The 25513-nt window shown below is 57.0% G+C and carries 32 protein-coding genes and 1 tRNA gene; all 33 read right to left on the bottom strand.

The genetic code is table 11. The features are described 5' to 3' along the window. The 33 genes from rpmD to LMH93_RS02450 all read right to left on the bottom strand — a co-directional run bounded on the left by rpmD (window position 1) and on the right by LMH93_RS02450 (window position 25465). Window positions 1–177 (bottom strand): 50S ribosomal protein L30, encoded by a 177-nt coding sequence (gene rpmD, locus LMH93_RS02610; protein WP_003255463.1) that lies wholly within the window; start codon window positions 175–177, stop codon window positions 1–3. Between the two features lie 2 nt (window positions 178–179). Further along, window positions 180–680: a 30S ribosomal protein S5 gene (gene rpsE / locus LMH93_RS02605; RefSeq protein ID WP_003255465.1), complete on the bottom strand. Its 501-nt coding sequence runs from the start codon at window positions 678–680 to the stop codon at window positions 180–182. A gap of 3 nt (window positions 681–683) precedes the next feature. After that, complete coding sequence (gene rplR, locus LMH93_RS02600; RefSeq protein WP_003255467.1) at window positions 684–1034, bottom strand: 50S ribosomal protein L18; 351 nt, start codon at window positions 1032–1034, stop codon at window positions 684–686. 10 nt (window positions 1035–1044) lie between these two features. Beyond that, complete coding sequence (rplF, locus tag LMH93_RS02595; protein WP_003255469.1) at window positions 1045–1578, bottom strand: 50S ribosomal protein L6; 534 nt, start codon at window positions 1576–1578, stop codon at window positions 1045–1047. Between the two features lie 12 nt (window positions 1579–1590). Beyond that, a complete protein-coding gene (gene rpsH / locus LMH93_RS02590; protein WP_003255471.1) occupies window positions 1591–1983 on the bottom strand; it encodes a 30S ribosomal protein S8 in 393 nt (130 codons plus the stop codon). 208 nt (window positions 1984–2191) lie between these two features. After that, complete coding sequence (rpsN, locus tag LMH93_RS02585; RefSeq protein WP_003255472.1) at window positions 2192–2497, bottom strand: 30S ribosomal protein S14; 306 nt, start codon at window positions 2495–2497, stop codon at window positions 2192–2194. A 13-nt stretch (window positions 2498–2510) separates the two neighbouring features. Next, complete coding sequence (gene rplE, locus LMH93_RS02580; RefSeq protein ID WP_003255474.1) at window positions 2511–3050, bottom strand: 50S ribosomal protein L5; 540 nt, start codon at window positions 3048–3050, stop codon at window positions 2511–2513. A gap of 20 nt (window positions 3051–3070) precedes the next feature. Further along, complete coding sequence (rplX, locus tag LMH93_RS02575) at window positions 3071–3385, bottom strand: 50S ribosomal protein L24 (protein WP_003255476.1); 315 nt, start codon at window positions 3383–3385, stop codon at window positions 3071–3073. Window positions 3386–3396: 11 nt separating this feature from the next. Further along, window positions 3397–3765: a 50S ribosomal protein L14 gene (rplN, locus tag LMH93_RS02570; protein WP_002555479.1), complete on the bottom strand. Its 369-nt coding sequence runs from the start codon at window positions 3763–3765 to the stop codon at window positions 3397–3399. Between the two features lie 23 nt (window positions 3766–3788). Beyond that, a complete protein-coding gene (rpsQ, locus tag LMH93_RS02565; RefSeq protein WP_003255478.1) occupies window positions 3789–4055 on the bottom strand; it encodes a 30S ribosomal protein S17 in 267 nt (88 codons plus the stop codon). A 2-nt stretch (window positions 4056–4057) separates the two neighbouring features. Beyond that, window positions 4058–4249, bottom strand: coding sequence for a 50S ribosomal protein L29 (gene rpmC / locus LMH93_RS02560; protein ID WP_002555481.1), 192 nt, complete (start codon window positions 4247–4249; stop codon window positions 4058–4060). Next, on the bottom strand, window positions 4249–4662 hold the full coding sequence (gene rplP, locus LMH93_RS02555; protein ID WP_003255479.1) for a 50S ribosomal protein L16: 414 nt from the start codon (window positions 4660–4662) through the stop codon (window positions 4249–4251). Before rplP ends, rpmC begins: the two co-directional genes overlap by 1 nt. Window positions 4663–4674: 12 nt before the next feature. After that, window positions 4675–5361 carry a 30S ribosomal protein S3 gene (gene rpsC, locus LMH93_RS02550; RefSeq protein ID WP_003255481.1) on the bottom strand — a complete coding sequence of 229 codons (687 nt, stop codon included), beginning with the start codon at window positions 5359–5361 and terminating at the stop codon, window positions 4675–4677. 13 nt (window positions 5362–5374) lie between these two features. Continuing rightward, window positions 5375–5707 (bottom strand): 50S ribosomal protein L22, encoded by a 333-nt coding sequence (rplV, locus tag LMH93_RS02545; protein ID WP_003103908.1) that lies wholly within the window; start codon window positions 5705–5707, stop codon window positions 5375–5377. An 11-nt stretch (window positions 5708–5718) separates the two neighbouring features. Next, a complete protein-coding gene (gene rpsS / locus LMH93_RS02540) occupies window positions 5719–5994 on the bottom strand; it encodes a 30S ribosomal protein S19 (protein WP_003255482.1) in 276 nt (91 codons plus the stop codon). Between the two features lie 16 nt (window positions 5995–6010). Next, complete coding sequence (gene rplB / locus LMH93_RS02535; RefSeq protein ID WP_003255483.1) at window positions 6011–6835, bottom strand: 50S ribosomal protein L2; 825 nt, start codon at window positions 6833–6835, stop codon at window positions 6011–6013. 14 nt (window positions 6836–6849) lie between these two features. Then, on the bottom strand, window positions 6850–7149 hold the full coding sequence (gene rplW / locus LMH93_RS02530) for a 50S ribosomal protein L23 (RefSeq protein ID WP_003255484.1): 300 nt from the start codon (window positions 7147–7149) through the stop codon (window positions 6850–6852). Then, window positions 7146–7748 carry a 50S ribosomal protein L4 gene (gene rplD, locus LMH93_RS02525; protein ID WP_003255485.1) on the bottom strand — a complete coding sequence of 201 codons (603 nt, stop codon included), beginning with the start codon at window positions 7746–7748 and terminating at the stop codon, window positions 7146–7148. The genes rplW and rplD overlap by 4 nt, the downstream gene beginning before the upstream one ends. Before the next feature lie 12 nt (window positions 7749–7760). Next, window positions 7761–8396 carry a 50S ribosomal protein L3 gene (gene rplC / locus LMH93_RS02520; RefSeq protein WP_003255486.1) on the bottom strand — a complete coding sequence of 212 codons (636 nt, stop codon included), beginning with the start codon at window positions 8394–8396 and terminating at the stop codon, window positions 7761–7763. A gap of 80 nt (window positions 8397–8476) precedes the next feature. After that, window positions 8477–8788 carry a 30S ribosomal protein S10 gene (gene rpsJ, locus LMH93_RS02515; protein ID WP_003186070.1) on the bottom strand — a complete coding sequence of 104 codons (312 nt, stop codon included), beginning with the start codon at window positions 8786–8788 and terminating at the stop codon, window positions 8477–8479. Between the two features lie 142 nt (window positions 8789–8930). Further along, window positions 8931–10124 carry an elongation factor Tu gene (gene tuf, locus LMH93_RS02510; protein WP_003255489.1) on the bottom strand — a complete coding sequence of 398 codons (1194 nt, stop codon included), beginning with the start codon at window positions 10122–10124 and terminating at the stop codon, window positions 8931–8933. 27 nt (window positions 10125–10151) lie between these two features. Beyond that, entirely contained in the window at window positions 10152–12299 is a 2148-nt protein-coding gene (gene fusA, locus LMH93_RS02505; RefSeq protein WP_003255490.1) for an elongation factor G, read from the bottom strand. A gap of 30 nt (window positions 12300–12329) precedes the next feature. After that, window positions 12330–12800, bottom strand: coding sequence for a 30S ribosomal protein S7 (gene rpsG / locus LMH93_RS02500; RefSeq protein WP_003246741.1), 471 nt, complete (start codon window positions 12798–12800; stop codon window positions 12330–12332). A 106-nt stretch (window positions 12801–12906) separates the two neighbouring features. Next, on the bottom strand, window positions 12907–13278 hold the full coding sequence (gene rpsL / locus LMH93_RS02495) for a 30S ribosomal protein S12 (RefSeq protein WP_003255492.1): 372 nt from the start codon (window positions 13276–13278) through the stop codon (window positions 12907–12909). Window positions 13279–13489: 211 nt separating this feature from the next. Then, entirely contained in the window at window positions 13490–17689 is a 4200-nt protein-coding gene (gene rpoC, locus LMH93_RS02490; protein WP_003255493.1) for a DNA-directed RNA polymerase subunit beta', read from the bottom strand. A 64-nt stretch (window positions 17690–17753) separates the two neighbouring features. After that, window positions 17754–21827: a DNA-directed RNA polymerase subunit beta gene (gene rpoB, locus LMH93_RS02485; RefSeq protein ID WP_003255495.1), complete on the bottom strand. Its 4074-nt coding sequence runs from the start codon at window positions 21825–21827 to the stop codon at window positions 17754–17756. 220 nt (window positions 21828–22047) lie between these two features. Beyond that, window positions 22048–22413 (bottom strand): 50S ribosomal protein L7/L12, encoded by a 366-nt coding sequence (gene rplL / locus LMH93_RS02480; protein WP_003255496.1) that lies wholly within the window; start codon window positions 22411–22413, stop codon window positions 22048–22050. A 76-nt stretch (window positions 22414–22489) separates the two neighbouring features. After that, entirely contained in the window at window positions 22490–22990 is a 501-nt protein-coding gene (rplJ, locus tag LMH93_RS02475; protein ID WP_003255497.1) for a 50S ribosomal protein L10, read from the bottom strand. A 197-nt stretch (window positions 22991–23187) separates the two neighbouring features. After that, window positions 23188–23883 carry a 50S ribosomal protein L1 gene (gene rplA, locus LMH93_RS02470; protein WP_003255499.1) on the bottom strand — a complete coding sequence of 232 codons (696 nt, stop codon included), beginning with the start codon at window positions 23881–23883 and terminating at the stop codon, window positions 23188–23190. Then, window positions 23883–24314 (bottom strand): 50S ribosomal protein L11, encoded by a 432-nt coding sequence (gene rplK / locus LMH93_RS02465; protein WP_003255500.1) that lies wholly within the window; start codon window positions 24312–24314, stop codon window positions 23883–23885. Before rplK ends, rplA begins: the two co-directional genes overlap by 1 nt. 119 nt (window positions 24315–24433) lie before the next feature. Further along, entirely contained in the window at window positions 24434–24967 is a 534-nt protein-coding gene (gene nusG, locus LMH93_RS02460) for a transcription termination/antitermination protein NusG (protein WP_003255501.1), read from the bottom strand. Between the two features lie 9 nt (window positions 24968–24976). Next, the gene (gene secE, locus LMH93_RS02455; RefSeq protein ID WP_003255502.1) at window positions 24977–25345 is read right to left on the bottom strand and encodes a preprotein translocase subunit SecE; all 369 of its coding nucleotides are present in this window, start codon (window positions 25343–25345) and stop codon (window positions 24977–24979) included. Between the two features lie 44 nt (window positions 25346–25389). Then, a tRNA-Trp gene (locus tag LMH93_RS02450) sits at window positions 25390–25465 on the bottom strand. Between the last annotated feature and the right edge of the window lie 48 nt (window positions 25466–25513).

The following is a 25513-nucleotide window of genomic DNA, read 5'->3' as shown; positions in this document are numbered from 1 at the left end:
TTAGCCCTCGACCTTCAGCATGTAGTAAGCCTTGTTGATCATCCCGCGGTTCTCGGGAGTATCCTGGACTTCTACAGTGTGACCGATGCGACGCAGACCCAGGCCTTTAACACACAGCTTGTGGTTAGGCAGACGGCCCGAGACGCTCTTGATCAGCGTTACTTTTACGGTTGCCATGATCAGAAGATCTCCTCGACGCTCTTGCCACGCTTGGCGGCAATGGATTCAGGAGATTGCATGGCTTTCAGACCCTTGAAGGTGGCGTAAACCACGTTCACTGGGTTGGTCGAACCGTAGCACTTGGCCAGAACGTTCTGAACACCAGCAACTTCCAGGACAGCACGCATTGCGCCACCGGCGATGATACCGGTACCTTCCGAGGCAGGCTGCATGTAAACCTTCGAGGCGCCGTGGGCAGCCTTGGTGGCGTACTGCAGGGTGGTGCCCTTCAGGTCAACCTGGATCATGTTGCGGCGAGCAGCTTCCATGGCCTTCTGGATCGCGGCTGGTACTTCGCGCGACTTGCCACGGCCGAAGCCAACACGACCTTTACCATCACCAACCACGGTCAGCGCGGTGAAGGTGAAGATACGGCCGCCTTTTACGGTTTTGGCAACGCGGTTAACTTGAACCAGCTTCTCGATGTAGCCTTCGTCGCGCTTTTGATCGTTATTTGCCATAACTTAGAACTCCAGCCCGCCTTCACGAGCAGCATCAGCCAGCGCTTTGACGCGGCCATGGTACTTGAAGCCGGAACGGTCAAAGGCAACTTGAGATACACCGGCGGCTTTCGCACGCTCAGCTACCAGCTTGCCAACCTTAGTGGCCGCGTCGATGTTGCCAGTGGCGCCATCACGCAGGTCTTTGTCCAAGGTCGAGGCGCTTGCCAGAACCTTGCTGCCGTCGGCCGAAATGACCTGGGCGTAGATGTGCTGCGAGGAGCGGAACACGCACAGGCGCACGACTTCGAGTTCGTGCATCTTGAGACGTGCTTTGCGAGCGCGACGCAGTCGAATAACTTTTTTGTCGGTCATTTACTAGGCCCTACTTCTTCTTGGCTTCTTTACGACGGACTACTTCGTCCGCGTAACGCACACCTTTACCTTTGTAAGGCTCTGGCGGACGGAAGTCGCGGATTTCAGCGGCCACCTGACCTACCAGCTGCTTGTCGATACCCTTGATCAGGATGTCGGTCTGGCTAGGTGTTTCAGCGGTGATACCGGCTGGCAGTTCGTAGTCCACTGGGTGAGAGAAGCCCAGGGCCAGGTTCAGGACGGTGCCTTTAGCCTGTGCCTTGTAACCAACACCGACCAGCTGGAGCTTGCGCTCGAAGCCTTGGCTTACGCCTTGGACCATGTTGTTGACCAGAGCGCGGGTGGTACCGGCCATGGCACGAGCTTGCTGGTCACCATTGCGAGCGACGAAACGCAGCTCACCAGACTCTTCGGTAACTTCAACAGACGAGTGAACGTTCAGTTCGAGAGTACCTTTGGCACCCTTCACCGAAAGCTGCTGACCGGCGAATTTGACTTCGACACCGGATGGCAGCTTAACGGGGTTCTTAGCGACGCGAGACATGTCTACCCCCCCTTAGAACACTGTGCACAGAACTTCGCCGCCGACACCGGCAGCGCGCGCAGCGCGATCAGTCATCACACCTTTGTTGGTGGAGACGATAGACACGCCCAGACCGCCACGTACTTTCGGCAGATCGGTGACGGCCTTGTACTGGCGCAGGCCTGGACGGCTGGAGCGCTTCAGTTCCTCGATGACCGGACGGCCTTCGAAGTACTTCAGTTCGATCGACAGGGAAGGCTTGGCCTCACCAGTTACCTGGTAGCCAGCGATGTAACCTTCGTCCTTCAGAACTTTGGCAACCGCGACCTTCAGGGTAGAGGAAGGCATGCTTACGACGGACTTTTCAGCCATCTGGGCATTACGGATGCGAGTTAGCATGTCCGCTAACGGGTCCTGCATACTCATGGGCTAGATGCTCCTGATACAAGAATTATTAGCCTTGCGGCTATGACAACCACCCGAACGGCTTGGGCAAAAACCCAGGCTCAGGTGAGCCGGTCATTCTAGACACAAGGCAGAAACGAAACAAGCCCCATATAGGGGCTTGTTTGTTGGCAAGGTCACCGGCGGTCGGAAGATTGCTCCCCTTCCACCCGCGCCTTGCCTGCAGCGATTACCAGGAGGCCTTGACCAGGCCTGGTACGTCACCGCGCATTGCAGCTTGACGCAGCATGTTACGGCCCAGGCCGAACTTACGGTATACACCGTGAGGACGACCGGTCAGGCGGCAACGGTTGCGCAGGCGCGAGGCGCTAGCGTCGCGTGGCTGCTTCTGCAGAGCGACAACGGCAGCGAAACGCTCTTCTGGAGAGGCGTTCAGGTTGACGATGGTCGCTTTCAGCTCAGCACGCTTCTTAGCGAACTTTGCTACCGTGAGCTGACGCTTCAGCTCGCGGTTCTTCATGCTCTTCTTGGCCATTTTCCTACTCCAATCAGTTGCGGAACGGGAACTTGAAAGCACGCAGCAGAGCGCGGCCTTCGTCGTCCGAACGAGCAGTGGTGGTCAGGGTGATGTCCAAACCGCGCAGAGCATCGATCTTGTCGTAGTCGATTTCCGGGAAGATGATCTGCTCTTTCACGCCCATGCTGTAGTTGCCACGACCATCGAAGGACTTGGCATTCAGGCCGCGGAAGTCGCGAACCCGAGGCAGGGAGATCGCCAGCAGGCGGTCCAGGAATTCGTACATCTTGTCGCTACGCAGGGTCACCTTGACGCCGATCGGCCAGCCTTCGCGGACTTTGAAGCCAGCGATGGATTTGCGAGCGAAAGTCACGACCGGCTTTTGACCGGTGATCTTTTCCAGGTCGGCAACAGCGTGCTCGATGACTTTCTTGTCGCCGATCGCTTCGCCCAGACCCATGTTCAGGGTGATCTTGGTAACGCGCGGAACTTCCATCACGTTCGACAGCTTAAGTTCTTCCTTAAGCTTAGGAGCGATTTCGTTCCGGTAAATCTCTTTCAGTCGTGCCATGGTCTTCTACCTAGCAGTGTTCAAGCATCAACCGCTTTTTGGGTCGACTTGAAGACACGAATTTTTTTACCGTCTTCTACTTTGAAACCAACGCGGTCAGCCTTGTTGGTTTCACCGTTGAAGATGGCAACGTTGGAAGCGTGCAGAGGCGCTTCTTTCTCGACGATACCGCCCTGTACGCCCGCCATCGGGTTAGGCTTGGTATGACGCTTGACCAGGTTCACGCCACCGATAACCAGACGGTCATCAGCCAGAACCTTCAGCACCTTACCGCGCTTACCTTTGTCTTTGCCGGCGATCACGATGATCTCGTCGTCACGACGAATCTTTTGCATGTCGGATCTCCTTACAGCACTTCAGGGGCGAGCGAGACGATCTTCATGAACTTCTCAGTACGAAGTTCACGGGTCACTGGCCCGAAGATGCGAGTGCCGATCGGCTCTTGCTTGTTGTTCAGCAGAACAGCAGCGTTGCCGTCGAAACGAATGATGGAACCGTCAGCGCGACGAACACCATGACGGGTACGTACGACGACAGCGGTCATCACCTGGCCTTTTTTGACCTTACCGCGCGGAATTGCTTCCTTGACGGTTACTTTGATGATGTCACCGATACCGGCGTAACGGCGGTGCGAACCGCCGAGTACCTTGATGCACATGACGCGACGAGCGCCGCTGTTATCGGCCACATCGAGCATGGATTGAGTCTGAATCATAAAATTTCTCCGACCCCTAGCCCTTAGACTTCAACAGCGCGTTCGAGGACTTCAACCAGTGCCCAGGACTTGGTCTTGGCCAGCGGACGGGTTTCACGGATGGAAACCTTGTCGCCGATCTTGCACTGGTTGGCTTCGTCGTGCGCGTGCAGCTTAGTCGAACGCTTAACGTATTTACCGTAGATCGGGTGCTTTACGCGACGCTCGATCAGAACGGTGATGGTCTTGTCCATTTTGTCGCTGACGACACGGCCAGTCAGCGTACGGACGGTTTTTTCAGCTTCAGCCATGATCACTTACCTGCCTGCTGGTTGAGCACAGTTTTCACGCGAGCGATGTCACGCTTAACTTGCGAGAGCAGGTGCGACTGCCCCAACTGGCCAGTTGCTTTCTGCATACGCAGATTGAACTGGTCGCGCAGCAAGCCGAGCAGTTGCTCGTTCAGTTGCTGTGCCGATTTTTCACGAAGTTCATTCGCTTTCATCACATCACCGTCCGCTTAACAAAGGAGGTGGCGAGAGGCAGCTTTGCAGCAGCCAGGGCGAAAGCTTCGCGCGCCAGCTCTTCAGAAACACCCTCGATCTCGTACAGGACTTTGCCTGGCTGGATCTGGGCAACCCAGTATTCCACGGAGCCCTTACCTTTACCCATACGAACCTCAAGAGGTTTTTTGGAGATCGGCTTGTCCGGGAACACACGGATCCAGATCTTACCGCCACGCTTAACGTGACGGGTCAGCGCACGACGTGCGGACTCGATCTGGCGAGCGGTGAGGCGACCGCGAGCAACAGCTTTCAGGGCGAATTCGCCGAAGCTGACTTTGCTACCGCGCAGTGCCAGACCACGGTTGTGGCCAGTCATCTGCTTGCGGAATTTTGTACGCTTTGGTTGCAACATTTGGCGTACCCCTTACTTAGCAGCTTTTTTACGAGGCGCTGGTGCTTGTGGTTTCAGTTCTTCTTGGCGACCACCAATAACTTCGCCTTTGAAGATCCAAACCTTCACACCGATCACACCATAAGTGGTGTGAGCTTCGTAGGTGTTGTAGTCGATATCGGCACGCAGGGTGTGCAGAGGCACACGACCTTCGCGATACCACTCGGTACGAGCAATCTCAGCACCGCCGAGACGACCGCTCACCTGGATCTTGATGCCCTTGGCACCAATACGCATGGCGTTCTGTACCGCGCGCTTCATGGCGCGACGGAACATTACACGGCGTTCCAGCTGCTGAGCTACGCTCTGCGCAACCAGCATAGCGTCGAGTTCCGGCTTGCGGATCTCTTCGATGTTGATGTGCACAGGCACACCCATCTGCTTGGTCAGGTCCTGACGCAGCTTCTCGACATCTTCACCTTTCTTACCGATAACGATACCGGGACGAGCGGTGTGGATGGTGATGCGTGCAGTTTGAGCCGGACGATGAATATCGATACGGCTTACGGACGCGCTTTTTAGTTTGTCTTGGAGGTACTCACGCGTTTTCAGATCCTTCAACAGGTAATCTGCGTAAGTAGCACCGTCTGCGTACCAGACGGAGGTGTGCTCCTTGACGATTCCCAGGCGAATGCCAGTGGGATGTACTTTCTGACCCATCTGATCGACTCCGTTACTTGTCCGCAACCTTGACAGTGATATGGCAAGACCGCTTGACGATGCGATCAGCACGGCCTTTGGCACGTGGCATGATGCGCTTCAGCGAACGCCCTTCGTTGACGAAGACGGTGGAGACCTTCAGGTCATCAACGTCTGCGCCTTCGTTGTGTTCGGCGTTGGCTACGGCCGACTCGAGGACTTTCTTCATGATTTCAGCGGCTTTTTTGCTGCTGAAGGCCAACAGGTTGAGCGCTTCGCCCACCTTCTTCCCGCGGATCTGGTCGGCGACCAAGCGGGCTTTCTGGGCGGAGATGCGAGCGCCCGACAACTTAGCGGCTACTTCCATTTCCTTACCCCTTAACGCTTGGCTTTCTTGTCAGCCACGTGCCCGCGATAGGTGCGGGTACCGGCGAACTCGCCCAGTTTGTGGCCGACCATGTCTTCGTTCACGAGAACTGGAACATGCTGGCGACCGTTGTGAACCGCGATGGTCAGACCGACCATTTGTGGCAGGATCATCGAACGGCGCGACCAGGTTTTAACTGGCTTGCGATCGTTCTTCTCCACCGCCACTTCGACCTTCTTCAACAGGTGAAGATCGATAAAAGGACCTTTTTTCAGAGAACGTGGCACTGTCGTATCCCTCTAGTTACTTGCGACGACGGACGATCATGTTGTCGGTACGCTTATTACCACGGGTTTTAGCACCCTTGGTTGGGAAGCCCCATGGCGATACCGGATGACGACCACCGGAGGTACGACCTTCACCACCACCGTGTGGGTGGTCAACCGGGTTCATGGCAACACCACGAACGGTTGGGCGAACGCCGCGCCAGCGTTTGGCACCAGCTTTACCCAGCGAACGCAGGCTGTGCTCGGAGTTCGAGACTTCGCCCAGGGTCGCACGGCACTCAGCCAGGACTTTACGCATTTCACCAGAGCGCAGACGCAGGGTCACGTAGACACCTTCGCGAGCGATCAGCTGAGCCGAAGCACCAGCGGAACGAGCGATCTGAGCACCTTTACCCGGCTTCAGTTCGATGCCGTGAATGGTGCTACCTACTGGAATGTTGCGCAGCTGCAGGGAGTTACCGGCCTTGATTGGGGCCAGGGCACCTGCGATCAGCTGGTCGCCAGCGCTCACGCCTTTAGGCGCGATGATGTAGCGACGCTCACCGTCTGCGTAGCACAGCAGGGCGATGTGAGCAGTACGGTTTGGATCGTATTCGATACGCTCGACAGTGGCTGGAATGCCATCTTTGTCGTTGCGACGGAAGTCGACCAGACGGTAATGCTGCTTGTGACCACCACCAACGTGACGAGTGGTAATGCGGCCATTGTTGTTACGACCACCAGACTTCGATTTTTTCTCGATCAGCGGTGCGTGAGGAGCGCCTTTGTGCAGCTCCTTGTTGACCACCTTGACCACGAAACGGCGGCCAGGGGAAGTCGGTTTGCATTTAACGATTGCCATGATGCACCCCTTCCTTACTCAGCACTGCTGCTGAAATCGAGATCTTGGCCTGGCTGAAGGGAGACGATCGCCTTCTTCCAGTCATTACGCTTGCCCAGACCACGTGCGGTACGCTTGGTTTTACCCAGAACGTTAACAGTCGACACGTTTTCAACTTTTACGTTGAACAGGCCTTCGACAGCTTTCTTGATTTCCAGCTTGGTTGCATCAGTAGCAACCTTGAATACGAACTGGCCTTTTTTCTCAGCCAGAACGGTAGCCTTCTCGGAAACGTGCGGGCCAAGGAGGACTTTGAATACGCGTTCCTGGTTCATCCCAGCAGCTCCTCGAATTTCTTCACGGCCGAGACAGTGATCAACACTTTCTCGTATGCGATCAGACTGACCGGGTCGGAACCTTGTACGTCACGTACATCGACGTGCGGCAGGTTACGAGCAGCCAGGTACAGGTTCTGATCAACAGCGTCGGAAACGATCAATACGTCGCTCAGACCCATGCCGTTCAGCTTGTTCAGCAGATCTTTGGTTTTCGGTGCTTCAACAGCGAAGTCCTGAACCACGACCAGACGGTCGCTACGCACCAGCTCAGCGAGGATGGAGCGCAGAGCTGCGCGATACATCTTCTTGTTGAGCTTTTGCGAGTGATCTTGAGGGCGAGCTGCGAAGGTTACACCACCGCCACGCCAGATCGGACCACGAGTGGTACCAGCACGAGCACGGCCAGTACCCTTCTGACGCCATGGGCGCTTACCGCCACCAGCCACGTCGGAACGGGTCTTCTGCTGCTTGGTACCCTGACGGCCGCCAGCCATGTAGGCCACGACTGCTTGGTGAACCAGCGTCTCGTTGAATTCGCCACCGAAAGTCAGTTCGGAAACTTCGATCGCCTGAGCGTCATTTACATTAAGTTGCATGTCAGTTTCCCCTTAACCGCGAGCCTTGACAGCTGGACGTACAACCACGTCGCCGCCAGTAGCGCCAGGTACGGCACCCTTGATCAGCAGCAGGTTGCGTTCAGCGTCTACGCGAACTACTTCCAGGGACTGAACAGTCACGCGCTCGGCGCCCATGTGACCGGACATTTTCTTGCCCTTGAACACACGACCAGGAGTCTGGCACTGGCCGATGGAACCAGGAACACGGTGCGACACGGAGTTACCGTGGGTGTTGTCCTGACCACGGAAGTTCCAGCGCTTGATGGTACCGGCGAAGCCTTTACCTTTGGACTGACCAGTAACGTCAACCAGCTGGCCTGCAGTGAAGAGTTCAGCTTTGATCAGATCGCCAGCCTGGAAATCGCCTTCTTCAAGACGGAACTCCCAAACACCGCGACCAGCGGCAACGTTGGCCTTGGCGAAGTGGCCTGCCTGAGCGGCAGTCACACGCGAAGCACGACGCTCGCCGACAGTGACTTGCACTGCACGGTAGCCATCGGTTTCTTCAGTTTTGAACTGGGTGACGCGATTCGGCTCGATCTCAATGACCGTGACCGGAATGGAGACACCTTCTTCGGTGAAAATGCGGGTCATACCGCACTTGCGACCGATTACACCAATAGTCATGTTGTAAACCTCATGAGTGTACGGGGCTTTCACCCGCTATGGCCGCCCATTTCAGAGCGTTACACGACTAGACCGAAGTCTTAGCCGAGGCTGATCTGTACTTCCACACCTGCCGCCAGATCAAGCTTCATCAGCGCGTCAACGGTTTTATCCGTTGGCTGGACGATGTCCAGAACACGCTTATGAGTGCGAATCTCGTACTGGTCACGCGCGTCTTTGTTGACATGCGGGGAGACCAGAACGGTGAAACGCTCTTTGCGGGTAGGCAGTGGAATTGGACCACGCACTTGTGCACCAGTACGTTTCGCGGTTTCCACGATTTCCTGGGTGGATTGGTCGATCAGGCGATGGTCGAAAGCCTTCAACCTGATACGGATTTGCTGATTTTGCATTGGATTTCAGACTCCAGGCTGTTCCCAACGGACGCACTACGCCCGCTAAAAGGAGGCGTGATTCTATAGACGCCCCCAATTAGTGTCAACCCAATAAAAAAAACCCCCGCTGAGCGGGGGTTTTTTTCAATCGGTCGAGTGATTACTCGATGATTTTGGCCACAACGCCGGCGCCGACGGTACGACCGCCTTCACGGATAGCGAAGCGCAGACCGTCTTCCATTGCGATGGTCTTGATCAGGGTAACAGTCATCTGAATGTTGTCACCTGGCATTACCATTTCAACGCCTTCCGGCAGTTCGCAGTTACCGGTCACGTCAGTGGTACGGAAGTAGAACTGTGGACGGTAGCCTTTGAAGAACGGAGTGTGACGGCCGCCTTCTTCCTTCGACAGGACGTAGACTTCTGCGGTGAACTTGGTGTGCGGCTTGACCGAACCTGGCTTGACCAGAACCTGACCACGCTCAACGTCGTCACGCTTGGTGCCACGCAGCAGAACGCCGCAGTTCTCGCCAGCACGACCTTCGTCCAGCAGCTTGCGGAACATCTCAACACCGGTGCAGGTGGTGGTGGTGGTGTCACGCAGACCAACGATTTCCAGCGGATCCTGAACGCGGACAATACCACGCTCGATACGACCGGTAACAACGGTACCACGACCCGAAATCGAGAACACGTCTTCGATCGGCATCAGGAACGGCTGGTCGATAGCACGAACTGGCTCAGGAATGTAGCTGTCCAGAGTTTCTACCAGCTTCTTAACAGCGGTAGTGCCCATTTCGTTGTCGTCTTTGCCTTCCAGCGCCATACGAGCCGAACCGATGATGATCGGGGTGTCGTCGCCTGGGAAGTCATAGGTGGACAGCAGGTCGCGAACTTCCATCTCGACCAGTTCCAGCAGCTCAGCGTCGTCTACCAGGTCAGCCTTGTTCAGGAAGACCACGATGTACGGAACGCCTACCTGACGGGACAGCAGGATGTGCTCACGGGTTTGTGGCATCGGACCATCGGCGGCCGAGCAAACCAGGATCGCGCCGTCCATCTGGGCAGCACCGGTGATCATGTTCTTCACGTAGTCAGCGTGACCTGGGCAGTCAACGTGAGCGTAGTGACGAATGGTCGAGTTGTACTCAACGTGAGCGGTGTTGATGGTGATACCGCGCGCTTTTTCTTCCGGAGCCGAGTCGATCTTGTCGAACTCAACGATTGCCGAACCGAAAACTTCGGAGCAAACGCGAGTCAGAGCTGCGGTCAGAGTGGTCTTACCGTGGTCAACGTGGCCGATGGTGCCGACGTTAACGTGGGGAAGGGAACGATCAAATTTTTCTTTAGCCACGACAGTGAACCTCTTGCCTAAAGGGGATTAGCCTTGTTTTTTAACGAGTGCTTCGACGATGTTCGACGGAGCTTCGGCGTATTTGGAGAATTCCATGGAGTAGCTTGCGCGACCCTGAGACATGGAACGAACGTCGGTTGCGTAACCGAACATTTCTCCGAGCGGTACTTCAGCACGGACGACACGGCCAGAGACCGACTCATCCATACCCTGGACCAGACCACGACGACGGTTCAGGTCACCCATCACGTCACCCAGGTAGTCTTCCGGGGTTACAACTTCGACTTTCATGATCGGCTCGAGAACCACGCCACCGCCCTTCTGGGCCAGTTGCTTGGTCGCCATCGAAGCAGCGATTTTGAACGCCATTTCGTTGGAGTCGACGTCGTGGTACGAACCGTCGAATACCGCGGCCTTCAGGCCGATCAGAGGATAACCGGCAACAACGCCGTTTTTCATCTGCTCTTCGATACCCTTCTGGATCGCAGGGATGTATTCCTTAGGAATCACACCACCAACGACTTCGTTGGAGAACACCAGACCTTCAGTGATGTTGCCCTTGTCGTCCACGTCCGGCTCGGAGAAGCGAACCCAGCAGTGACCGAACTGACCACGACCACCCGACTGACGAACGAACTTGCCTTCGATCTCGACGTTGGATTTGGTGATCTTCTCGCGGTACGAAACCTGCGGCTTGCCGATGTTGGCTTCGACGTTGAATTCGCGCTTCATGCGGTCAACGAGGATATCCAGGTGCAGCTCACCCATACCGGAGATGATGGTCTGACCGGTTTCTTCATCGGTCTTGACGCGGAACGATGGGTCTTCCTGAGCCAGCTTGCCCAGTGCGATACCCATCTTCTCCTGGTCCTGCTTGGTTTTCGGCTCTACAGAGAGCGAAATCACAGGCTCAGGGAAGTCCATACGCTCAAGGATGATCGGCTTGTCGGCGTTGCACAGGGTATCACCAGTGGTGACGTCCTTCATGCCGATCAGAGCAGCGATGTCGCCTGCACGTACTTCTTTGATCTCTTCACGCTGGTTGGCGTGCATCTGGACCATACGACCAACGCGCTCTTTCTTGCCTTTGACCGAGTTGATGACGGAGTCACCGGAGGTCAGGAAGCCCGAGTAAACGCGAACGAAGGTCAGAGTACCAACGAACGGGTCGGTGGCAATCTTGAAGGCCAGGGCCGAGAACGGCTCGTCGTCGTCAGCATGACGCTCGTCGAACTGCTCTGGCTTGACTTCGTCCTTAGGCACGTCGATCAGGTCAGGGTGGATACCCTTGATCGCAGGGATCTCGGTCGGAGCTGGCAGGAAGTCGATAACGGCATCGAGAACCAGGGGAACACCCTTGTTCTTGAACGACGAACCGCAGACAGCCGGAACGATCTCGCTGGCCAGGGTGCGCGCGCGCAGGCCTGCCTTGATCTCTTCGACGGACAGCTCACCTTCTTCAAGGTACTTGTTCATCAGCTCTTCGGTGGCTTCGGCGGCGGCTTCAACCATGTTGTTGCGCCATTCGTTAGCCAGCTCGACCATATCCGCAGGAATTTCTTCCTCGCGGTAGGTAGTACCCTTGTCGTCGTCGTTCCAGTAGATAGCCTTCATCTTGATCAGGTCAACCTGACCCTGGAAGTTATCTTCCGAACCGATGGCCAGCTGAACAGGAACCGGAGTGTGACCCAGACGGTTCTTGATCTGACCTACGACGCGCAGGAAGTTTGCACCAGCACGGTCCATCTTGTTCACGTAAACAACACGCGGAACGCCGTACTTGTTGGCCTGACGCCATACGGTTTCGGACTGCGGCTCAACGCCGGAGGTGCCACAGAACACAACGACCGCGCCGTCGAGTACACGCAGCGAACGCTCTACTTCAATGGTGAAGTCAACGTGGCCAGGGGTATCGATGACGTTTACGCGGTAGTTGTCATACTGACCACGGGAACCCTTCCAGAAGGTGGTAACGGCAGCGGAGGTAATGGTGATACCCCGCTCCTGCTCCTGCACCATCCAGTCGGTGGTCGCGGCGCCGTCATGCACCTCGCCCATTTTGTGGCTCAGACCTGTGTAGAACAGGATCCGCTCGGTAGTGGTGGTCTTGCCCGCGTCAACGTGGGCACAGATACCAATGTTACGGTAGCGGTTAATTGCTGTAGTACGAGCCATAAAGCCCTCGCAAAAAGATTGATGCTTGAATTAGAAGCGGTAGTGCGAGAACGCTTTGTTGGCTTCAGCCATACGGTGAACGTCTTCACGCTTCTTGACTGCAGCACCCTTGCCTTCGGCAGCATCCAGCAGCTCGCCGGCCAGACGCAGAGCCATCGACTTCTCGCCGCGCTTGCGGGCGTAGTCTACGAGCCAGCGCATTGCCAGAGCGTTACGACGGGATGGACGAACTTCAACCGGAACCTGGTAAGTGGCACCGCCGACACGACGGGACTTTACTTCGACCAGCGGAGCGATGGCGTCGAGAGCTTTCTCGAAGATTTCCAGGGGGTCGCTGTTCTTGCGTGCTTTGACGGTATCCAGGGCACCGTAAACGATGCGCTCGGCTACGGCCTTCTTGCCGCTTTCCATCACGTGGTTCATGAACTTCGCGAGGATCTGGGATCCGTACTTCGGATCGTCAAGGATCTCACGTTTTGCTGCTACACGACGTCTTGGCATGATAAGCCCTCAAACGGTCTTCAGGTTAGCCCGGGACCAGGTCATTCGACCCACGCCCGACCTTACTCTTATCGACTCAAAAAAATGGATGTCTGCAAACGACCGATTACTTCGGACGCTTGGTACCGTACTTCGAACGACCCTGGTTACGGCCTTTAACGCCCGAAGTATCCAGAGAGCCGCGAACGGTGTGGTAACGAACACCTGGCAAGTCTTTTACACGGCCGCCACGAATCAGGACGACGCTGTGCTCTTGCAGGTTGTGGCCTTCACCACCGATGTACGAGGAAACCTCGAAACCGTTGGTCAGACGCACACGGCATACTTTACGCAGTGCCGAGTTAGGTTTTTTCGGCGTGGTGGTGTACACACGGGTGCACACGCCACGACGCTGCGGGCAGTTCTGCAGCGCAGGAACGTCGGACTTCTCGACCGAACGCTTACGCGGCTGACGTACCAGCTGGTTGATAGTTGCCATCTACTAGCTCCACTGATTGTCTTGCGACTCTATTGTCTTGCAAGAAAGCCAAAAATTGGCGAGACGGAGCCTCACCAAATTTAAGGGTACAAAAGTCTAAAGAGGATCTTGCACCCAGTCAAGACGAGGCCCCGGCCCTCCCCGCCCGATCATCGGCAACATTTCATGTCGCCGATGCTCGCCCGAGGCTTGCCGGGGCCTTGCCCTGTACTTAGTTACCGCTGGAATTCAGCGCTTCGGTCAGTGCAGCTTCCACTTCACTGGCGCTTACACGCAGCGGTTTGTCGGCATCACGGCGACGCTTACGCTCGCTGTGGTAGGCCAGACCAGTACCAGCCGGGATCAGACGACCCACGACCACGTTCTCTTTCAGGCCGCGCAGGTAGTCGCGCTTGCCGGTTACAGCCGCTTCGGTCAGTACGCGGGTGGTTTCCTGGAAGGAAGCCGCGGAGATGAACGACTCGGTGGACAGCGAGGCCTTGGTGATACCCAGCAGCACACGGGTGAACTTGGAGATGAACTTGTCCTCGCCAGCGAGACGCTCGTTCTCTACCAGCACCTGAGTCAGTTCCATCTGGTCGCCCTTGATGAAGCTGGAATCGCCCGACTCGGAGATCTCGACCTTGCGCAGCATCTGACGCAGGATGGTCTCGATGTGCTTGTCGTTGATCTTCACGCCTTGCAGACGGTAAACATCCTGGATCTCGTTGACGATGTACTTCGCCAGCGCGCTCACACCCAGCAGACGCAGGATGTCATGCGGATCGCTCGGGCCGTCGGAGATAACTTCGCCGCGGTTTACCTGTTCACCTTCGAAGACGTTCAGGTGGCGCCACTTCGGAATCAGCTCTTCGTACGGATCGCTACCGTCGGTCGGAGTGATTACCAGGCGACGCTTGCCCTTGGTCTCTTTACCGAATGCGATGGTGCCGCTGACTTCAGCCAGAATCGAGGCTTCTTTCGGACGACGCGCTTCGAACAGGTCGGCAACACGCGGCAGACCACCGGTAATGTCACGGGTCTTCGACGTTTCTTGCGGGATACGCGCGATAACGTCACCAACACCGATCTGCGCACCGTCAGCCACACCGACAAGGGCGTTGGCTGGCAGGAAGTACTGGGCAGGTACGTCGGTACCTGGCAGGTACAGGTCCTTGCCTGAGGCATCGACCATCTTGATTGCTGGACGGATTTCCTTGCCTGCGGCAGGGCGATCCTTGACGTCCAGTACTTCAATGTTGGTCAAGCCAGTCAGTTCATCGGTCTGACGCTTGATGGTGATGTTTTCTTCCATGCCCACGAAGGTCACGGTACCTTTCAGCTCGGTAACGATCGGGTGAGTGTGCGGGTCCCACTTGGCAACGATGGCGCCAGCTTCGACCTTTTCACCTTCCTTGACCGAAATCACCGCACCGTAAGGCAGCTTGTAGCGCTCACGCTCACGACCGAACTCGTCGGCAATCGCCAACTCACCCGAACGCGATACGGCAACCAGGTTACCGTCGGCACGCTCAACCTGCTTCAGGTTGTGCAGACGCACCATACCGCCATTCTTCACCTGGACGCTGTCGGCAGCCGAAGTACGGCTTGCGGCACCACCGATGTGGAACGTACGCATGGTCAGCTGGGTACCCGGCTCACCGATCGACTGGGCAGCGATAACGCCGACAGCTTCACCGATGTTCACCTGATGACCGCGAGCCAGGTCACGACCGTAGCACTTGGCGCAGATGCCGTAGCGGGTTTCGCAGTTGATCGGCGAACGCACGATCACTTCGTCGATGCTGTTCAGCTCGATGAACTCAACCCACTGCTCGTCGACCAAGGTACCGGCCGGAACGATAACGTCCTCGGTGCCTGGCTTGAACACGTCACGGGCGATGACACGACCCAATACACGCTCACCCAGCGGCTCTACAACGTCGCCGCCTTCGATGTGTGGCGTCATCACCAGGCCCTGATCGGTGCCGCAGTCGATCTCGGTCACAACCAGATCCTGGGCAACGTCCACCAGACGACGAGTCAGGTAACCGGAGTTAGCGGTTTTCAGTGCGGTATCCGCCAGACCCTTACGAGCACCGTGAGTCGAGATGAAGTACTGAAGTACGCTCAGACCTTCACGGAAGTTCGCAGTGATCGGCGTCTCGATGATGGAGCCGTCCGGCTTGGCCATCAGACCACGCATACCGGCCAGCTGACGGATCTGGGCTGCGGAACCCCGCGCACCCGAGTCAGCCATCATGTACATCGAGTTGAAGGACTCTTGCTCGACTTCCTTGCCTTCGCGGTCGATGACCTTCTCTTTCGAGAGGTTGGCCATCATCGCCTTGGACACTTCGTCGTTCGCCTTCGACCACAAGTCGATGACCTTGTTGTACTTCTCGCCCTGGGTTACCAGACCGGAGGCGTACTGGCTCTCGATTTCCTTCACTTCGTCGGTAGCGTTACCGATGATGCGGGCTTTCTCGTCCGGGATAACGAAGTCGTTAACACCGATGGAAACGCCGGAAATGGTCGAGTAAGCGAAACCGGTGTACATCAGCTGGTCGGCGAAGATAACGGTCTCTTTCAGACCAACCACGCGATAGCACTGGTTGATCAGCTTAGAGATCGCCTTTTTCTTCATCGGCTGGTTGACCACGTCGTACGGCAGACCTGCTGGCACAACCTGGAACAGCAGCGCACGACCGACGGTGGTGTCGACGATGCGGGTGTTCTTGACCACCGAGCCATCACGCTCTTTCACGGTTTCGTTGATACGAACCTTGATTTTCGCGTGCAGGGCGGCTTCGCCGGCGCGGAATACGCGGTCGACTTCCTGCAGGTCGGCGAACACGCGACCCTCGCCCTTGGCATTGATCGCTTCACGGGTCATGTAATACAGACCCAGTACAACGTCCTGCGACGGAACGATGATTGGCTCACCGTTGGCTGGCGACAGGATGTTGTTGGTCGACATCATCAGCGCACGCGCTTCGAGCTGGGCTTCCAGGGTCAGCGGCACGTGAACGGCCATCTGGTCGCCGTCGAAGTCGGCGTTGTACGCAGCACAGACCAGCGGGTGCAGCTGGATAGCCTTACCTTCGATCAGTACGGGTTCAAACGCCTGGATACCCAGACGGTGAAGAGTCGGTGCACGGTTGAGCAGTACGGGGTGTTCGCGAATCACTTCGGCGAGAACGTCCCACACCTCTGGCAGCTCGCGCTCGACCATCTTCTTGGCAGCCTTGATGGTGGTCGCCAGACCACGCATTTCCAGCTTGCCGAAAATGAACGGCTTGAACAGCTCGAGGGCCATCTTCTTCGGCAGACCGCACTGGTGCAGACGCAGGGTCGGACCTACGGTAATTACCGAACGGCCCGAGTAGTCAACACGCTTACCGAGCAAGTTCTGACGGAAGCGACCTTGCTTACCTTTGATCATGTCGGCCAGGGACTTCAGCGGACGCTTGTTCGAGCCAGTGATGGCGCGACCACGGCGGCCGTTGTCCAGCAGGGCGTCGACCGCTTCCTGCAGCATGCGCTTTTCGTTGCGCACGATGATGTCCGGCGCCGACAGATCCAGCAGGCGCTTCAGACGGTTGTTACGGTTGATCACCCGACGATACAGGTCGTTCAGGTCGGAAGTCGCGAAACGGCCACCATCCAGCGGAACCAGCGGACGCAGGTCCGGCGGCAGCACTGGCAGGACGGTCAGGACCATCCACTCAGGCAGGTTGCCCGAGCCCTGGAAAGCCTCCATCAGCTTCAGACGCTTGGAAAGCTTCTTGATCTTGGTTTCCGAGTTGGTCTGCGGAATTTCTTCGCGCAGGCGGCCGATCTCGTGCTCCAGGTCGATAGCGTGCAGCAGCTCGCGGACAGCCTCGGCACCCATGCGGGCGTCAAAGTCGTCACCGAACTCTTCCAGCGCTTCGAAGTACTGCTCGTCGTTCAGCAGCTGGCCCTTTTCCAGGGTAGTCATGCCCGGGTCGATAACGACATAGCTCTCGAAGTAGAGCACGCGCTCGATATCACGCAGGGTCATGTCCATCAGCAGGCCGATACGGGACGGCAGCGACTTCAGGAACCAGATGTGGGCAACCGGCGAGGCCAGCTCGATGTGCGCCATGCGCTCACGACGAACCTTCGCCAGGGCAACTTCAACGCCGCACTTCTCGCAGATTACGCCGCGGTGCTTGAGGCGCTTGTACTTGCCGCACAGGCACTCGTAGTCCTTGACTGGGCCAAAGATCTTGGCGCAGAACAGGCCGTCACGCTCAGGCTTGAACGTACGGTAGTTGATGGTTTCCGGCTTCTTAACTTCACCGAACGACCACGAACGGATCATTTCAGGCGACGCCAGACCGATGCGGATGGCGTCGAACTCTTCGACTTGACCCTGGTTTTTCAGCAAATTCAGTAGGTCTTTCAAGGCCTTTCCTCCTGGCGGAGCAGGGAGCGGGCATTACCTGCCCCACTCCCCTTCGCGTCACGTGTTATTCGGTTTCCAGATCGATATCGATACCGAGCGAACGGATCTCTTTGATCAACACGTTGAAGGACTCGGGCATGCCCGGCTCCATACGGTGATCGCCATCCACGATGTTCTTGTACATCTTGGTACGGCCGTTCACGTCGTCCGACTTCACTGTGAGCATTTCTTGCAGGGTGTATGCCGCGCCGTATGCTTCCAGCGCCCACACTTCCATCTCCCCGAAACGCTGACCACCGAACTGCGCCTTACCACCCAGCGGCTGCTGGGTAACCAGGCTGTAGGAACCAGTGGAACGCGCGTGCATCTTGTCGTCCACCAAGTGGTTCAGCTTGAGCATGTACATGTAACCAACGGTCACAGGACGCTCGAACTTGTTGCCGGTACGGCCGTCGAACAGCACCATCTGGCCGCTCTCTGGCAGGTCGGCCAGCTTCAGCATGGCCTTGATCTCGCGCTCCTTGGCACCATCGAAGACCGGGGTAGCCATCGGCACGCCTTTCTTCAGGTTGTTAGCCAGGGCCAGGATCTCTTCGTCGGTGAACTCGTCGAGGTTTTCCTGACGACCGCCGATCTCGTTGTAGACCTCGGTCAGGAACACGCGCAGCTCAGCAGCTTTACGCTGCTCTTCGAGCATGCGGTCGATCTTCTCGCCCAGACCCTTGGCCGCGAGGCCCAGGTGGGTTTCAAGGATCTGACCAACGTTCATACGCGAAGGTACACCCAGCGGGTTCAGTACGACGTCAACCGGAGTACCGTTGGCATCGTGCGGCATGTCTTCAACCGGCATGATGACCGAGACAACACCCTTGTTACCGTGACGACCGGCCATCTTGTCACCCGGCTGGATGCGACGGCGGATTGCCAGGTAAACCTTGACGATCTTCAGTACGCCCGGTGCCAGGTCATCGCCCTGCTGCAGCTTGCGCTTCTTGTCTTCGAACTTGTCGTCCAGCAGACGGCGACGGTCGACGATGTACTGCTGAGCCTTTTCCAGCTGCTCGTTCAGTGCATCTTCAGCCATGCGCAGTTTGAACCACTGGCCGTGCTCCAGACCGTCCAGCACCTCGTCAGTGATCACGGTGCCTTTCTTCAGGCCCGCACCACCATCAACCACCTGGCCATTCAGGGCAGAACGCAGACGCTCGAAGGTTGCACCTTCAACAATGCGGAACTCTTCGTTGAGGTCCTTGCGGATCTCGTCGAGCTGCATCTTCTCGATGGCCAGCGCGCGGCTATCGCGCTCCACGCCATCACGGGTGAAGACCTGTACGTCGATGACAGTACCCTTGGTGCCGGTTGGCACACGCAGGGAGGTGTCCTTAACGTCGCTGGCCTTCTCACCGAAGATTGCGCGCAGCAGTTTTTCTTCCGGAGTCAGCTGGGTTTCGCCTTTTGGCGTGACCTTGCCAACCAGGATGTCGCCAGCGCCAACTTCAGCACCTACGTAAACGATACCGGCTTCGTCCAGCTTGTTCAGTGCGGCTTCACCCACGTTCGGGATGTCCGCAGTGATTTCCTCTGGGCCGAGCTTGGTGTCACGCGCCACACAGGTCAGTTCCTGAATGTGGATGGTGGTGAAGCGATCTTCCTGAACCACACGCTCGGACAGGCAGATGGAGTCTTCGAAGTTGAAGCCGTTCCACGCCATGAACGCGATGCGCATGTTCTGACCCAGAGCCAGCTCACCCATATCGGTGGACGGGCCGTCGGCCATGATGTCACCACGCTGAACCTTGTCACCTTTGCTCACCAGCGGACGCTGGTTGATGCAGGTGTTCTGGTTCGAACGGGTGTACTTGGTCAGGTTGTAGATATCCACACCTGCTTCGCCGGTTTCCACTTCGTCGTCGGCAACGCGAACAACGATACGGCTAGCGTCGACCGAGTCGATCACACCACCGCGGCGAGCAACCACACAGACACCGGAGTCACGGGCAACGTTGCGCTCCATGCCGGTACCTACCAGCGGCTTGTCGGCACGCAGGGTTGGTACAGCCTGACGCTGCATGTTCGAACCCATCAACGCACGGTTGGCGTCGTCGTGCTCGAGGAACGGAATCAGCGACGCTGCAACGGAAACAACCTGCTTCGGCGAAACGTCCATCAGGGTGACGTCTTCCGGCGCCTTGACGGTGAATTCGTTCAGGTGACGAACTGCTACCAGCTCATCGATCAGTTGCTTCTTGTCGTTCATCGCGGCCGAAGCCTGTGCGATGACGTGATCCGCCTCTTCGATTGCCGACAGGAACACGATGTCGTCGCTGACAACGCCTTCCTTCACCACGCGGTACGGGCTTTCCAGGAAGCCGTACTGGTTGGTGCGGGCGTAGGCCGCCAAGGAGTTGATCAGACCGATGTTCGGACCTTCAGGGGTCTCGATCGGGCACACACGGCCATAGTGGGTCGGGTGTACGTCACGGACTTCGAAGCCGGCACGCTCACGGGTCAGACCGCCAGGGCCGAGTGCAGAGACGCGGCGCTTGTGGGTAATCTCCGAGAGAGGGTTGTTCTGGTCCATGAACTGGGACAGCTGGCTGGAACCAAAGAACTCTTTCACCGCCGCCGCTACCGGCTTGGCGTTGATCAGGTCTTGCGGCATCAGGCCTTCGCTTTCCGCCATCGACAGGCGTTCCTTGACCGCGCGCTCGACACGCACCAGGCCAACACGGAACTGGTTCTCGGCCATCTCGCCGACGCAACGTACGCGGCGGTTACCCAGGTGGTCGATGTCGTCGACGATACCTTTGCCGTTACGGATATCGACCAGGGTCTTCAGAACCTCGACGATGTCTTCCTTGCTCAGCACGCCCGAACCCTCGATCTCGGTACGACCGATACGACGGTTGAACTTCATGCGGCCTACGGCGGACAGATCGTAACGCTCGGCACTGAAGAACAGGTTGTTGAACAGGGTCTCGGCTGCATCCTTGGTTGGCGGCTCGCCTGGACGCATCATGCGGTAGATCTCGACCAGAGCTTCCAGCTGGTTGCTGGTGGTATCGATCTTCAGAGTGTCAGAGATGAACGGACCGCAATCGATGTCGTTGGTGTACAGGGTCTCGATACGGACAACCTGCGCCTTGGCGACCTTGATCAGCAGCTCGGTGGTCATCTCGGTGTTGCATTCGGCGAGGATTTCGCCGGTAGCCGGATGCACGATAGCCTTGGCGGTAGTGCGGCCGAGGACGTATTCCATTGGAACGTCCAGTTGCTTGACGCCGGCCTTCTCGAGCTGGTTGATGTGGCGCGCGGTAATACGGCGGCCTTGCTCGACGATGACTTTGCCTGTTTCGTCATGGATGTCCATGACTGCAACTTCACCACGCAGACGCTGTGGCACCAGTTCCAGGCTGAGTTTTTCGCCGGAAATGTGGAACACGTTGGTGGTGTAGAAGGTATTCAGCACTTCTTCAGTGCTGTAACCCAGGGCGCGCAGCAGCACCGAGGCCGGCAGTTTGCGGCGACGGTCGATACGCACGAACACGCAGTCCTTCGGGTCGAACTCGAAGTCCAGCCAGGAACCGCGGTAAGGGATGATGCGAGCGGAGTACAGCAGCTTGCCCGAGCTGTGGGTCTTGCCACGGTCGTGGTCGAAGAACACACCAGGCGAACGGTGCAGCTGGGAAACGATCACACGCTCGGTACCGTTGATAACGAAGGTACCGTTCTCAGTCATCAGGGGGATTTCACCCATGTAGACTTCTTGCTCTTTGATGTCCTTGATCGCTTTGTTCGACGATTCCTTGTCGAAGATGATCAGGCGCACCTTGACCCGCAGTGGGACCGCGAAGGTCACGCCACGCAGGACACATTCCTTCACATCGAAGGCGGGTTCGCCCAGGCGATAGCCTACGTACTCCAGGGCAGCATTGCCGGAGTAGCTGATGATCGGGAATACCGATTTGAAGGCCGCGTGCAGGCCGACGTCGCGGAAGTGATCCTTGGATGCTCCCGCTTGCAGGAATTCGCGATACGAATCCAGCTGGATGGCCAGGAGGTAAGGCACATCCATGACGTCCGGCAACTTGCTAAAGTCCTTGCGGATACGTTTTTTCTCAGTGTATGAGTAAGCCATCAGCGTTCCCCAGCTTGGTCACCTGCTTGTTTGGCTTCTCCCGGCGGGAGCAGCCAGAAAATCGTGCAAACCCCTTGGTTTGCGCCACCCACATGGGTGTCTTGCAGCTCGTTATCGGGACCGGCCTGACCGGCCACCAATAACGGAAAAAGGCCGGTGGCATAAGCCACCAGCCATCAGCCTTTCGCTCAACGCTCAGGCTGGCTTCGCAAGGTCGAGATTACTTCAGCTCGACTTTAGCGCCTGCTTCTTCCAGCTTCTTCTTAGCGTCTTCAGCGGCTTCTTTCGAAACGCCTTCAGCTACAACCTGAGGAGCGCCATCGACTTTCTCTTTGGCTTCTTTCAGGCCCAGACCGGTCAGTTCGCGAACGGCTTTGATCACGTTCACTTTCTTGTCGCCGGCTTCAACCAGAACAACGTTGAACTCGGTCTGCTCTTCAACAACGGCAGCAGCAGCAGCTGGGCCAGCAGCGGCAACAGCAGCGGTAACGCCGAAGGTTTCTTCCATTGCTTTGATCAGCTCAACAACTTCCAGAACGGTTTTCTGGCCGATTGCTTCGATGATTTGTTCGTTAGTCAGAGACATGACTCAATCCTGTATTGGGGTGACAGCCTACGCAGCCATCAAATTAAACGTATGATTTTGAAAGAGTTCGCACGCCTTAGGCGGCGGTAGCTTCTTTCTGGTCGCGAATGGCTGCCAGAGTACGAGCCAGCTTGCTGGTGGCGCCTTGAATAACGCTCATCAGTCGTGCAATAGCTTCGTCGCGGGTCGGCAGGGTAGCCAACACGTCGATCTGGTTCGCTGCAATGAAATTGCCGTCAAACGCAGCTGCCTTGATCTCGAACTTGTCCTGACCCTTGGCGAACTCTTTGAACAGACGAGCAGCAGCGCCCGGGTGTTCGTTGGAGAAAGCAATCAGGGTCGGGCCTTTGAACGCGTCGTTGAGGATCGAGAATTCGGTGCCTTCAACAGCGCGCTTGAGCAGGGTATTACGCACTACACGTACGTATACGCCAGCTTCGCGGGCCTCTTTACGGAGTCCGGTCATTGCGCTTACAGTCACACCACGGGCATCAGCCACGACAGCGGACAGAGCGACTTTGGCAGCCTCGTTGACTTCAGCGACGATGGCCTTCTTGTCTTCGAGTTTAATTGCCACGGGTTTACTCCTGGTTTTTACCGTTTCATCTGGCCGAGGCCGGATGTCGTTTTGGTGTCTGATTCGGTAACGAATCGGGAGCACCATCTGCGTGGGCTGATATTTTAAGGCTTGCGCCGCCTACGGTCTTGGATAGCCCCCGCCAGGCAGGGACCCCAATTTTTGCTGGCGGCGCGACTGGTCGCGCCGCCATGTTCTTACACGTTCAGCGAGCTCTGATCGATGACCAGACCTGGGCCCATGGTGGTGCTCAGGGTGACGCGCTTAACGTAGATACCTTTCGAGGAAGCTGGCTTGATACGCTTCAGGTCAGCGATCAGGGCTTCAACGTTTTCCTTCAGCTTGTCAGCTTCAAAGCCGATCTTGCCAACGGAGGTGTGGATGATACCGTTTTTGTCGGTACGGTAGCGAACCTGACCAGCCTTGGCGTTTTTCACGGCAGTGGCTACGTCTGGGGTCACGGTACCAACTTTCGGGTTAGGCATCAGGCCGCGAGGACCCAGAACCTGACCCAGCTGACCTACAACGCGCATGGCATCAGGCGATGCGATAACGACGTCATAGTTCAGGTCGCCGCCTTTCATTTCGGCAGCCAGATCGTCCATACCTACGCGATCAGCGCCGGCAGCCAGAGCAGCTTCAGCAGCTGGACCCTGGGTGAAGACAGCAACGCGAACGGTCTTGCCAGTGCCGTGTGGCAGCACGGTAGCGCTACGTACGACCTGGTCGGATTTACGCGGGTCAACACCGAGGTTAACAGCGATGTCGTAGGACTCGACGAACTTGGCAGCAGGCAGCGAGGCCAGCAGAGTTGCCGCTTCTTCGAAGTTGTAGGCCTTGCCTGCTTCGATTTTCTCGGCGATTGCCTTTTGGCGTTTGGTCAGCTTAGCCATTACACACCCTCCACGTTCAGGCCCATGCTGCGGGCAGAGCCAGCGATGGTGCGTACAGCAGCGTCCAGGTCAGCGGCAGTCAGGTCAGCCTGTTTGGCTTTCGCGATGTCTTCCAGCTGAGCACGGGTAACGGTACCGACTTTAACGGTGTTCGGGCGAGCCGAACCACTGGTCAGGCCAGCAGCTTTCTTCAGCAGAACCGAGGCAGGGGTGCTCTTGGTCTCGAAGGTGAAGCTACGGTCGCTGTAGACAGTGATGATCACTGGAGTCGGCAGGCCGGCTTCTTGACCCTGGGTACGGGCGTTGAAGGCCTTGCAGAATTCCATGATGTTCACACCATGTTGACCCAGAGCTGGACCAACGGGTGGGCTTGGGTTGGCCTGGCCGGCCTTAACTTGCAGCTTGATGTAAGCCTGAATCTTCTTAGCCATGAGCTACTCCAAAATCGGGTACGAACGCCTGATGGCTCCCCGGATGACTTGCGTTTTATCCCAGTGACGACAAAACCCCGCAGCACACAGGGCTGCGGGGTATGGGATGCTTCGTCCGCCTAGACCTTTTCGACCTGGCTGAACTCGAGCTCCACCGGAGTAGAGCGACCGAAAATGAGCACCGCAACCTGCAGGCGACTCTTTTCGTAGTTAACTTCTTCGACACTACCATTGAAGTCAGCGAACGGACCATCAATGACTCGAACCACTTCACCTGGCTCGAACAGCGTCTTGGGCTTCGGCTTATCGCTACCGTCGGCAACGCGACGCAGGATGGCCTCAGCTTCTTTATCGGTAATCGGTGCAGGCTTGTCAGCAGTACCGCCGATAAAGCCCATCACGCGAGGGGTGTCCTTGACCAAGTGCCAAGTCCCTTCATTCATCTCCATCTGGACCAGTACATAGCCAGGGAAGAATTTACGCTCACTCTTGCGCTTCTGGCCATTGCGCATTTCGACGACTTCTTCGGTCGGGACCAAGATCTCGCCGAAACCGTCTTCCATGCCAGCCAGCTTGACGCGCTCGATGAGGGAGCGCATTACATGCTTCTCGTAACCCGAGTAAGCATGCACAACATACCAACGCTTAGCCACGGGACACCTTTAGCCAACGATCAAGGAGACCGCCCAGCCGAGCAGGGAGTCGAGCCCCCACAGCAGCAGTGCCATAACCAGCACGACAGCCACGACAATCAGCGTGGTCTGGGTGGTTTCCTGGCGGGTCGGCCACACGACTTTACGAATCTCGGTACGAGCTTCCTTCGCCAACGCAAAGAACGACTTGCCCTTCGCAGTCTGCAGAGCTACAAAGCCCGCGACAGCAGCAAGGACGAGAAGCACAAGAACGCGATACAGGATTGGAGAGGCGGAGTAGTATTGATTACCCACGACACCAACAACCACCAAAGCCACTACAGCCAGCCACTTGAACAGATCAAAACGCGATTCTTGGGCTTCAGTTTTGGGGGTCATCGAGGAGGATCCTGTAAGAAGAAAGCCATCACACCGAGGTGAAATGGCAGGTCAGGAGGGAATCGAACCCCCAACCTACGGTTTTGGAGACCGTCGCTCTGCCAATTGAGCTACTGACCTGTAACGCTGTATCAGGCCGGCCATTATACCGGCCTGATCAAGTAAATC

Origin of the sequence: Pseudomonas sp. CIP-10 (assembly GCF_020911845.1) — a bacterium.
In the GTDB taxonomy this organism is placed as follows: Bacteria; Pseudomonadota; Gammaproteobacteria; order Pseudomonadales; family Pseudomonadaceae; genus Aquipseudomonas; species Aquipseudomonas alloputida.
This window is presented reverse-complemented; position numbering and strand designations above follow the sequence as displayed.

What these genes read in the sequence shown, in the direction of transcription:
- rplP (WP_003255479.1), bottom strand. Translation starts at nt 4,662, where the DNA reads ATGTTGCAACCAAAGCGTACAAAATTCCGCAAGCAGATGACTGGCCAC.
- rpsE (WP_003255465.1), bottom strand. Translation starts at nt 680, where the DNA reads ATGGCAAATAACGATCAAAAGCGCGACGAAGGCTACATCGAGAAGCTG.
- rplE (WP_003255474.1), bottom strand. Translation starts at nt 3,050, where the DNA reads ATGGCACGACTGAAAGAGATTTACCGGAACGAAATCGCTCCTAAGCTT.
- rplW (WP_003255484.1), bottom strand. Translation starts at nt 7,149, where the DNA reads ATGAACCAGGAACGCGTATTCAAAGTCCTCCTTGGCCCGCACGTTTCC.
- secE (WP_003255502.1), bottom strand. Translation starts at nt 25,345, where the DNA reads ATGACCCCCAAAACTGAAGCCCAAGAATCGCGTTTTGATCTGTTCAAG.
- rplX (WP_003255476.1), bottom strand. Translation starts at nt 3,385, where the DNA reads ATGCAAAAGATTCGTCGTGACGACGAGATCATCGTGATCGCCGGCAAA.
- rpsL (WP_003255492.1), bottom strand. Translation starts at nt 13,278, where the DNA reads ATGGCAACTATCAACCAGCTGGTACGTCAGCCGCGTAAGCGTTCGGTC.
- rplN (WP_002555479.1), bottom strand. Translation starts at nt 3,765, where the DNA reads ATGATTCAGACTCAATCCATGCTCGATGTGGCCGATAACAGCGGCGCT.
- rplR (WP_003255467.1), bottom strand. Translation starts at nt 1,034, where the DNA reads ATGACCGACAAAAAAGTTATTCGACTGCGTCGCGCTCGCAAAGCACGT.
- rplL (WP_003255496.1), bottom strand. Translation starts at nt 22,413, where the DNA reads ATGTCTCTGACTAACGAACAAATCATCGAAGCAATCGGCCAGAAAACC.
- rplD (WP_003255485.1), bottom strand. Translation starts at nt 7,748, where the DNA reads ATGCAACTTAATGTAAATGACGCTCAGGCGATCGAAGTTTCCGAACTG.
- rplA (WP_003255499.1), bottom strand. Translation starts at nt 23,883, where the DNA reads ATGGCTAAGCTGACCAAACGCCAAAAGGCAATCGCCGAGAAAATCGAA.
- rpsC (WP_003255481.1), bottom strand. Translation starts at nt 5,361, where the DNA reads ATGGGTCAGAAAGTACATCCCACTGGCATTCGCCTGGGAATCGTCAAG.
- rplV (WP_003103908.1), bottom strand. Translation starts at nt 5,707, where the DNA reads ATGGAAGTAGCCGCTAAGTTGTCGGGCGCTCGCATCTCCGCCCAGAAA.
- rplF (WP_003255469.1), bottom strand. Translation starts at nt 1,578, where the DNA reads ATGTCTCGCGTCGCTAAGAACCCCGTTAAGCTGCCATCCGGTGTCGAA.
- rpoB (WP_003255495.1), bottom strand. Translation starts at nt 21,827, where the DNA reads ATGGCTTACTCATACACTGAGAAAAAACGTATCCGCAAGGACTTTAGC.
- rplB (WP_003255483.1), bottom strand. Translation starts at nt 6,835, where the DNA reads ATGGCAATCGTTAAATGCAAACCGACTTCCCCTGGCCGCCGTTTCGTG.
- rpsJ (WP_003186070.1), bottom strand. Translation starts at nt 8,788, where the DNA reads ATGCAAAATCAGCAAATCCGTATCAGGTTGAAGGCTTTCGACCATCGC.
- rpmC (WP_002555481.1), bottom strand. Translation starts at nt 4,249, where the DNA reads ATGAAAGCGAATGAACTTCGTGAAAAATCGGCACAGCAACTGAACGAG.
- rpsH (WP_003255471.1), bottom strand. Translation starts at nt 1,983, where the DNA reads ATGAGTATGCAGGACCCGTTAGCGGACATGCTAACTCGCATCCGTAAT.
- fusA (WP_003255490.1), bottom strand. Translation starts at nt 12,299, where the DNA reads ATGGCTCGTACTACAGCAATTAACCGCTACCGTAACATTGGTATCTGT.
- rpmD (WP_003255463.1), bottom strand. Translation starts at nt 177, where the DNA reads ATGGCAACCGTAAAAGTAACGCTGATCAAGAGCGTCTCGGGCCGTCTG.
- rpsQ (WP_003255478.1), bottom strand. Translation starts at nt 4,055, where the DNA reads ATGGCTGAAGCTGAAAAAACCGTCCGTACGCTGACTGGCCGTGTCGTC.
- rplK (WP_003255500.1), bottom strand. Translation starts at nt 24,314, where the DNA reads ATGGCTAAGAAGATTCAGGCTTACATCAAGCTGCAAGTTAAGGCCGGC.
- rpsN (WP_003255472.1), bottom strand. Translation starts at nt 2,497, where the DNA reads ATGGCCAAGAAGAGCATGAAGAACCGCGAGCTGAAGCGTCAGCTCACG.
- rplC (WP_003255486.1), bottom strand. Translation starts at nt 8,396, where the DNA reads ATGACTATTGGTGTAATCGGTCGCAAGTGCGGTATGACCCGCATTTTC.
- rpsG (WP_003246741.1), bottom strand. Translation starts at nt 12,800, where the DNA reads ATGCCAAGACGTCGTGTAGCAGCAAAACGTGAGATCCTTGACGATCCG.